Genomic DNA, 8,668 nt, shown 5'->3' with positions numbered 1-8,668 from the left:
GGCTCGCTCGCCGAGGACCTGCGGCAGGTCGCGCGGACCGCGGGGGAGTGGTCGGGCCGGGACACCCACCTCCTCCAGGCGCTCGGGCACGCGATCACGACGGACCCCGAGCTGAAGCGGGCGCTGCGCGAGACGCTCGTGGAGCCGGAGGTCGCCGCGCTGCGGGAGATCCTGCGGCGCGGGGTGGAGCGTGGCGAGGTCGACGCCGGCAACCCGGCGCTGGAGTTCGTGCCCGCGCAGATGTTCGGCGTCCTGCGCATCCGGCCCGTGCTGGAGGGTGGGTACGCCGACCCGGACTATCTGGTCCGGTTCATGGAGGCCGCGGTGCTGCCCGCGCTCGGCCTCGGTCCACGACCCAGGCCGCCGTCCACGGGATGACCGGACGGTGACCTGCTCGCGCCGCACCGTGGGGACGGGGGCGGCGCGCACCCCGGCCGGGTGGGGTACCCCTGGAGTGGAGGGGCGCCCCACCCGGCCGACGTGGGTCCGGGCCGGCTGCCCGGGCCGGCTTCAGACGTTTCGGCCGTCGCCGTCGCCCGAACTCGCCTTGATGCCCCGGGTGATCTCGTCGATCACGGACTGCTTCTGCCCCGCGTCCAGACCGAAGCGGACGACGACCAGCTGCCGCGCGTTCGCCGGCGAGGGGAAGGCCAGCGACTCCACATAACCGTCGGTACCCTCACGGGTGATGGCCTTCCAGCGGACCAGGTAACCCTTCTGCCCTGCCACCGTCACCGCCTCGGAGGCCAGCACCCGGTGCGAGGTGATCCCGCCGTAGGCCGTGCCGCCGTAGGACTCCTCGGCGTTCGCCGCGATGTCGGCCTTGGCGACCTCCTCCGCCGTACTGCCCCGGGTGCCCAGCGCGATCGCGGGCGCCGAGTAGGCGCCGCCCTTGGTGCAGTCCTTGCCGGTGTCGCCGGGGCACTTGTAGGAGTCGCTGGAGGTGACCTGGGCGCCCGCCGCGAACTGCTGGCCGTACCAGCCGTCGGGTATGGGCAGGCTGATGCCGCTGAGCGTGTCGGTCACCGAACCGCTCCTGATCTTCGGCGCCTCCGACCGGTCGTCACCGGACCCGCCCGATCCGCCGGACCCGCCCGAGTCACCCGACCCGCCCGATCCCCCGAAGGGGTCGTCCTTCTCTCCCGGACCGCCGCCCCGGCCGCCCGGCCCCTGCTGCGACTCGGCCCGGCCGCCGCTGCCGCCGCCGTCCTTGCTCAGCGCGTACACGCCGACGCCGATGCTCGCCAGCACCGCCGCGGCCAGGGCGACCGCGATGCCGGTGCGCAGACCGCGGCGCGGGGAGGCCGGCGGATGGACCGGGAAGCCGGGATACCCCGGGTGCCCCGGATGTGCCGGGTACGGCCCGGCGGACGGCGGCTGCGCCGGGGGACCCCATGCGGCCGCCGGCCCCGCCGGGCGGATCCGGTCCGTCCACGCCTTACCGTCCCACCAGCGCTCGGTGGCGGGGCCGTCACTTGTCTGCCCCGGGTCGGGGTACCACCCGGGAGGAGTCACCTGCGTCATGCCCCCACCGTATGAGGCGTGCGTGAAAGCCCGATGAGAGGGCCCGGATCCGGGCCCGGAGCCGGTCCCGGGCCCGGTTTCGGACCCGGTCCGTTCCCGCCTCCCCGCATCCCCGTCACCCGTCCACGTCGTACGCCTGTTGACTTCCCGTGCCCGCCCGCACTGGTCACGGACCCGCCCCGTCGCCCTCGTGTACCGCAGGTCACCCGTCATGGCAACAGGTACGAAGACCCTCTTCACCTCGGCCGCTCGGCGGTTACGCTCGAAGTCTGCACGCCACCGGGTGACTTGGGAGGTAGCGGGATGACGGAGGTACGGCCGGGCACGGCCGCCTCGGCTTTCCTGTGGGAGCGCGACGAGGAGATCACCACCGTCCAGCACGCGGTCGACGCCCTGTGCGCCGACCGTTCGTCCTCGGGAGGGCTGCTGGTCTTCCGGGGTGAGGCCGGACTGGGCAAGACCGCCCTGCTGGCCGAGACCCGGCACATCGCCGAGCAGCGCGGCTGCACCGTGTGGTCGGCGCGCGGCGGCGAGACCCTCCGGTCCGTTCCCTTCAACGTGGTACGGCAGCTGCTGCAGCCGGCGCTCATATCGCTGATGCCCGAGGAGGCCCGCGAGTACCTCGGCGACTGGTACGACATCGCCGGCCCCGCCCTCGGTATCGCGGAGCCCGGTTACCGGCAGGCCGACCCGCAGGGTGTGTGCGACGGCCTGGTTGCCGCGGTCCGGCGGCTGGCCGGGCGCGAGTGGCCGCTGGTACTGCTGATCGACGACGCCCACTGGGCCGACGAGGAGACCCTGCGCTGGCTCGCCGCGTTCACCGAACGCCTCGACGACCTGTCCGTGCTGGTCGTCGTCACCCGCCGGCCCAAGGAGAAGGACGGGGACGGCGCCCGGATCCTGGACACGGCCGTCGCCGCCGCGGGCGTCAGCGATCTGAACGCCCTCACCCCGGAGGCCACCACCGGGCTCACCCGCGCCACCCTCGGCCCGCACGCCGACGCCCCGTTCTGCCGTGAGGTGTGGGCCGTCACCGGCGGCAACCCCTACGAGACCGTCGAACTCCTCGCCAAGGTGCGCGACAGCGAACTCGAACCGGTCGAGGCCCGGGCCGGCGAACTGCGCGCCCTGAACCGCTCCGCCCGCGGCGGCGGCCTCGTCGCCCGCCTGGAAGAACTCGGCATCGACGCCACCCGGTTCGCCTGGGCCGCCGCCATCCTGGGCACCGACATCACCGTGGACCTGGTCGCCCGGCTCGCCACCATGGGTCACGGCGACGCCGCGCGCTGCGCCCGGCTGCTGTGCGACGCCCGCATCCTCACCGAACCCGACCCGGCGACCGCGCGGGGCCGGGACGGGGAACTGGAGTTCGTGCACCCGCTGATCGCCACCGCCGTCTACAACTCCATACCGGACGCCCTGCGCACCGCCATGCACGGCATCGCCGCCCAGGTCGTCACCGACTCCGGACTCGGCGCCGCCGCGGCCTCCCGGCACCTGCTCCAGGTCCACCCGGACGACGACGAGGAACTCGTCGGGCAACTGCGCCAGGCGGCCCGCGAACACCTCGCCGTCGGCGCGTCCGACGCGGCCCGCCGCTGTCTGGAGCGGGCCCTGCTGGAACCGCCGGCCCCCGAGGTGCACGCGCGCGTGCTCTACGAGCTGGGCTGCGCCACGTTCCTGACCGCGCCCGCCACCACCATCGAGCACCTCCAGCGGGCGCTGAGCATGCCCGGTCTGGACAGCGGCACCCGCGTGGACGCCGTGTGGCGGCTGTCCCAGGCCCTGCTCCACAACAACCAGCTGGAGGAGGCCGTCCGCACGGTGGAGGCGGAGGCCGCCCGCCACGAACCCGGACCCACCCGGCTGCGGCTGCAGGCCGTGCAGTACATGTGGGAGGGACTGCACGCCGGCGAGGCGGGCTCGGCGGACCGCTCCGAACGGCTCGCCGCGCTCGCCGCGGGCTGCACCGGACGCGACAACGCCGAGCGCGCCCTGCTGATCCTGCGCGGCTTCGACGCCATGACCCGCGGCGAGAGCGCGGAGGAGGTCGTCGAACTGTGCGACCGCGCCCTCGTCAACGGCCGCCTCGCACCCGGACTCGGCTGGACCGACACCGAATGGGGCATCGAGCTGCTGCTGATGCTCACCGCCGCCTACGCCTACAGCGACCGCCTCGACCGGGCCGAATCCCTCTGCAACGAGGCCGTACGCGCCTACGAGACCGCGGGCTGGAGCGGCGGCCACCTCGCCCTCGCGCACGCCTACGTCGGCCTCGGCCACCGCAGGCGCGGCCGGCTGCGAGAGGCCGAGACGGCACTGCGCGAGTCGGTGCGGCTCGCCGAACGGGTCGGCCGCGGACTGCCCCTGTACTGGACCGCGACCTGCAACCTGGTCGACACCCTGCTCGCCCGCGGCCACGTCCAGGAGGCCTGGGAGGCCGCCGAGCGGTACGGGTTCGTCCCGCCCTACCCGTCCACCATCATCATCCCCGATCCGCGCAGCGTACGCGGCAGGCTGCTGCTCGCCCTCGGCCGTACCAAGGAGGGCGTCAACGAGCTGGAGGCGGCCGAGAAGGCGGCGGCCGCCCGCGGCCACCACAACCCGGTCACGGTGCCCTGGACGGCCGATCTGGCCCGCGCGCTCGCCACCGAGGACCCCGCCCGGGCCGGCCGGCTCGCCGCCGACGTCCGCCGCCAGGCCGAGCGGTTCGGCACCGACACCGCCATAGGGGAGGCCCTGCGCTGTGCCGCCGCCCTGGAGACCGGACAACGCGCGGTCCGCCTGGCATCCCAGGCCGTCACCTACCTGGAGGCCTCCCCCTGCCAGTACGAACACGCCGCCGCCCGCGTCGAGTTCGGCATCGCGGCCCGCTCGGCCGCCGAACTCCGGCGGGGCCTGGCACTGGCCGACTCCTGCGGCGCGGACAGCCTGGCGGCCCGGGCCCGGCACGTTCTGGACTCGGAGCACGGCCTGCGGTAGTCCCCGTGCCGAGCGGCTGGGCACCGCCCGCACCGCGCATCCCGGAGCACCGGCCGCGGGCCGGCTCGGAATCGGCGGATCCGGGCCGCCCCCGGCCGAACCGACGTGGACGGTGCGGGCGGGCGCGTCGGCGAGAGGCCGCCGACCGCGAGCGGCGGGCACCTCCGTGCCCGCCGCGGCAGCGGGTCAGCCCTCGTCGGCCTCCTCCGCCAGCACCCGCTGGGCCACCGCGAACGCCGAGTTGGCCGCCGGGACCCCGCAGTACACGGCGCTCTGCAGCAGCACCGCGCCGATCTCCTCCGGGGTGAGTCCGTTGCGGCGGGCCGCCCGCACGTGCATGGCCAGTTCGTCGTAGTGGCCGTGGGCGATCAGCGCCGTCAGGGTGACCATGCTGCGCTCGCGGCGGGTCAGCGTCGGGTCGGTCCAGATCTCGCCCCAGGCGTAGCGCGAGATGAAGTCCTGGAAGCGGGCCGTGAACGGGGTCTGCCGGGCCTGCGCCCGGTCCACGTGCGCGTCGCCGAGCACCGCGCGCCGCACCTCCATGCCCCTCCGGGGAGCACCGTCGAAGTGGGTGCGCAGCGCCGCCAGGACGGCCTCCGGGCACTGCGCGGGCGCCAGGTGCGAGGCACCCGGGATCTCGACCAGCGCCGAGCCCGGCACCGCGTCCGCGATCTGCCGCAGATGCGCGGGCGGGGTGGCGGGATCCTCACGGCCCGCGATCAGCAGCGTGGGCGCGCCGATCTCCGGCAGCCGGTCGGTCAGGTCGAAGGCGGCCAGCGCGTCGCAGCAGGCGGCGTACGCCTCCGGGGCGGCCTCCCGGTGGTCGCGGACCAGCTCCGGCACGGTGAAGTCACCTGCGAACCACCGTGCGTTCGCGCTCTCGGCCAGCCGGTCCAGCCCCTCCCGGCGGACCTGTTCGGCCCGCTCCTGCCACGCCTTGGCGCCGTTGAAGTGGGCCGAGGAGCAGATCACCGCCAGCGAGTCGACGCGCTCGGGGTGGTGCACGGCCAGATGCAGACCCACCGCGCCGCCCAGCGACACGCCCGCGTACGCGAACCGCTGGATGCCGAGGTAGTCGGCGAGCGCCAGCACCAGATCGGCGAGGTCGCCGACGGTCGCACCCGGGCCGATCAGCCCGGCCGGCGAACCGCCGTGCCCGGGCAGGTCCCAGCGGACCACCCGGTGGGAGACCGACAGTTCGGGGGCGACCTTGTCCCACAGCGCGTACGAGGTGCCCAGCGACGGCCCGAGCAGCAGCGGGGCGGCGGAAGCGGGGCCTTCGACAAGGTGGTTCAGAGTCAACGTCGCTCCAGAGCACGGTCGGTGAGGGGTGCGGCGGCACCCGTGTAGCGGGTGGGGTCGGTGAGCTCGTCCAGCTCGATGCCCTTCAACTCGGGCTGTTCGGCGAGGAGTTCGCCGAGGCTGCGGTCCTCGGCGTAGGAGCGCCGGGCGAGTTCGGTGAGCAGTTCCTTCGCGCGGGCGCGGCCGAGCACGGGTGCCAGCTCGGCCGACAGCCGCTCGGAGACGATCAGCCCGTGGGTGAGGTGGAGGTGCGCGCGCATCGCGTCCGCGTTCACCCGCAGCCCCCCGGTCAGCTCCACGGCGTCCCGGGCCGCGCCGCCGACCAGCCGCAGCAGCTCCCGCAGCGGCTCCCACTCGGCGTGCCAGGCACCGGGCGGCCGCTCGTCCTCCGCCGCCAGCGACCCGTACAGCGTCGCCGCGAGCTGCGGCGCGCGCCGGGCCGCGGCGGCGATCAGGGTGGACCGCACGGGGTTCGCCTTGTGCGGCATGGCCGAGGAACCGCCGCCGCTGCCCTCCGCGAGTTCGGCGGTCTCCGTGCGGGCCAGTACCAGCACGTCCACCGCGATCTTGCCCAGCGCCCCGGCGGTGAAGGCCAGGCATCCGGCGAGGTCGGCGACCGGTGTGCGCAGCGTGTGCCAGGGCAGCAGCGGCTCGCGCAGGCCCAGTTCACGGGCGTACGCCGCGACCAGCGCGGTCACGTCCTCGGCGCCGTACGCCGAGAAGGCCGCCAACGTGCCCGCCGCGCCGCCGAGCTGGACGGGCAGCGAGTCCCGCACCCGGGCGATCCGGTCCCGGGCGTCCAGCACCAGCGACCGCCACCCGGCCGCCTTCAGGCCGAACGTCGTCGGCACCGCGTGCTGGGTCAGCGTCCGCCCCGGCATCGCGGTGGCGCGGTGCTCGGCGGCCAGCCGGGCCAGCGCCTCCCCGGTGCGGTCCAGATCGGCCAGGACCAGGTCCAGGGTGCGCACGGCGACCAGCATCGTCGCCGTGTCCATGATGTCCTGGCTGGTCGCACCCCGGTGGACGTAGGGGCCGTACTCCTCGCCCACCGCCTTGGTGAGGTCCGCCACCAGGGGGATGACGGGGTTCCCGCCGCCGCGGGCGCGCTCGGCGAGCGAGCCCACGTCGAAGCGGGCCGGATCCGCCGCCCGGGTCACCGCCTCGGCCGCCCCGGCCGGGGCGAGGCCGAGCGCGGCCTGGGCCCGGGTGAGGGCGGCCTCCGCGTCCAGCAGCGCCGCCAGATAGGCGGAGTCGCCGGTCGCGGAGGCGGCGGGGGAGCCCACCCAGCCGGGACCGAGCAGGCCCACGTCCAGGCCGGCGGACGCCGGATCAGCAGCGGGTGGTGTCACCGGAACTCCAGGAAGACCGTCTCGCCCTCGCCCTGAAGGCGGATGTCGAAACGGTACGCCCCACTGTCCTCCCGCTTCGCGATCAGCGTGCCGCGCCGCTCCTCGTCCAGCTGGGCGAGCAGCGGGTCGGCGGCCAGCGCGGCCTCGTCGCCGGGCAGGTAGACGCGGGTGAACAGGTGCACGAGCAGCCCACGGGCGAACACGCACACGCTGAGGTACGGGGCGTTCTGCCCGCGCGCGCCGGGCCGCAGCGTCCGCACGTACCAGTGGCCGTCGGTGTCGGTCTGGATGCGGCCGAAGCCGGTGAACTCCACGCCGTTGCGGCCGAGGAAGCCGCCGGAGGCCGGGTCTCGCCGCATCGAGCCGTCGACGGCCGGCAGGTTGCCGTCCGGGTCCGGCCCCCACACCTCCACCAGCGCGTCCGGCAGCGGCCGGCCCTCGCCGTCGTACACGTACCCGTGCACGGTGACCGTGTCCGGGTGCCCCAGGGGCGCGACGTCCTCGCCGCCGTTGAAGGGGAGCGCGTAGCCGTAGAAGGGGCCCACCGTGTGCGACGGGGTGGGCAGCACGTTCTCCGGGCTGCTCGTGTCGATCTTCGTCATGGCAGGTCAGCGTCCTTCTTCGATCCAGGTGGCGTGCGGGCCGTCCAGCACGATGTCCCAGTGGTAGCCGAGCGAGAACTCCGGCACCGACAGGCTGTGGTCGTAGGTCGCGACCAGCCGCTGCCGGGCGGCGTCGTCCGTCACCGACTGCAGGATCGGGTCGTACGGGAAGAGCGGGTCGTTCGGGAAGTACATCTGCGTCACGAGCCGCTGCGTGAACGCCGTGCCGAACAACGAGAAGTGGATGTGCGCCGGACGCCAGGCGTTGACGTGGTTGCGCCACGGGTACGGGCCCGGCTGGACCGTGGTGAAGCGGTAGAAGCCGTCCGCGTCCGTCAGCGTACGGCCCACACCGGTGAAGTTGGGGTCCAGCGGGGCGTCGTGCTGCTCGCGCTGGTGGGCGTAGCGGCCGGCGGAGTTGGCCTGCCAGATCTCGACGAGCTGGCCGCGCACCGGCCGCCCGTCGCGGTCCAGCAGCCGTCCGGAGACGGTGATCCGCTCACCGACCGGCTCCCCGGTGTGCTGCCGGGTGAGGTCGTTGTCGATCCCGGTGATGTCCCGCTCGCCGAACGCGGGCGAGGACAGCTCGACCAGCTCCGGGTCCTTGGCCACGTCGATGGCGACCAGCGGCTGCTTGGGGTGGCGCAGCACCGAGGAACGGTACGGCGCGTAGTCGCGGCGCGGGTGGTGCTCGACGGGGGAGCCGTCGGCGACGCGCTTCTCGTACGCGGCGTGCTCGGCCGCGATCTCCTGGTCGATGTCGTGCTGAGTGAGAGTCATGGGGTTTCCCAACACTTCCTTAGCGTTCGAGGACGAGGGCGAGGCCCTGGCCGACGCCGATGCAGAGGGTGGCGACGCCGGTGCCGGTGCCCTTGCGGGCGAGCTGGTGGGCGACGGTGCCGGCGAGGC

At 74.6% G+C, this 8,668-nt stretch carries 7 protein-coding genes; 2 read left to right on the top strand and 5 right to left on the bottom strand.

Going from position 1 to position 8,668, the window contains the following annotated elements:
• On the top strand, positions 1 to 378 hold a 378-nt coding region (locus RH94_RS42365; protein WP_234425528.1), incomplete at its 5' end, for a TetR-like C-terminal domain-containing protein.
• A gap of 132 nt (positions 379 to 510) precedes the next feature.
• Here RH94_RS42365 and RH94_RS04425 read toward each other — a convergent pair.
• Entirely contained in the window at positions 511 to 1,524 is a 1,014-nt protein-coding gene (locus RH94_RS04425; protein ID WP_073946341.1) for a DUF2510 domain-containing protein, read from the bottom strand.
• Positions 1,525 to 1,827: 303 nt separating this feature from the next.
• Between RH94_RS04425 and RH94_RS04420 the strand changes: the two genes are divergently transcribed.
• Positions 1,828 to 4,506, top strand: a complete 2,679-nt coding sequence (locus RH94_RS04420) for an ATP-binding protein (RefSeq protein ID WP_073946340.1) — start codon at positions 1,828 to 1,830, stop codon at positions 4,504 to 4,506.
• 186 nt (positions 4,507 to 4,692) lie between these two features.
• Here the strand turns inward: RH94_RS04420 and pcaDC are convergent, their stop codons facing one another.
• Genes pcaDC through pcaH form a run of 4 tightly spaced genes read right to left on the bottom strand, consistent with a single transcriptional unit; the run spans position 4,693 to position 8,539 of the window.
• Positions 4,693 to 5,808: a bifunctional 3-oxoadipate enol-lactonase/4-carboxymuconolactone decarboxylase PcaDC gene (pcaDC, locus tag RH94_RS04415; RefSeq protein WP_073946339.1), complete on the bottom strand. Its 1,116-nt coding sequence runs from the start codon at positions 5,806 to 5,808 to the stop codon at positions 4,693 to 4,695.
• Positions 5,805 to 7,157 carry a 3-carboxy-cis,cis-muconate cycloisomerase gene (gene pcaB / locus RH94_RS04410; protein ID WP_073946338.1) on the bottom strand — a complete coding sequence of 451 codons (1,353 nt, stop codon included), beginning with the start codon at positions 7,155 to 7,157 and terminating at the stop codon, positions 5,805 to 5,807. The genes pcaDC and pcaB overlap by 4 nt, the downstream gene beginning before the upstream one ends.
• The gene (gene pcaG, locus RH94_RS04405) at positions 7,154 to 7,759 is read right to left on the bottom strand and encodes a protocatechuate 3,4-dioxygenase subunit alpha (RefSeq protein WP_073946337.1); all 606 of its coding nucleotides are present in this window, start codon (positions 7,757 to 7,759) and stop codon (positions 7,154 to 7,156) included. Before pcaG ends, pcaB begins: the two co-directional genes overlap by 4 nt.
• A 6-nt stretch (positions 7,760 to 7,765) precedes the next feature.
• Positions 7,766 to 8,539, bottom strand: a complete 774-nt coding sequence (gene pcaH / locus RH94_RS04400) for a protocatechuate 3,4-dioxygenase subunit beta (RefSeq protein WP_073946336.1) — start codon at positions 8,537 to 8,539, stop codon at positions 7,766 to 7,768.
• Positions 8,540 to 8,668 lie beyond the last annotated feature (129 nt).

It is taken from the genome of Streptomyces kebangsaanensis, from assembly GCF_001906585.1.
In the GTDB taxonomy this organism is placed as follows: domain Bacteria; phylum Actinomycetota; class Actinomycetes; order Streptomycetales; family Streptomycetaceae; genus Streptomyces; species Streptomyces kebangsaanensis.
The sequence above is the reverse complement of the archived record's forward strand: the minus strand, read 5'-3'. Positions and strand labels throughout refer to the sequence as shown.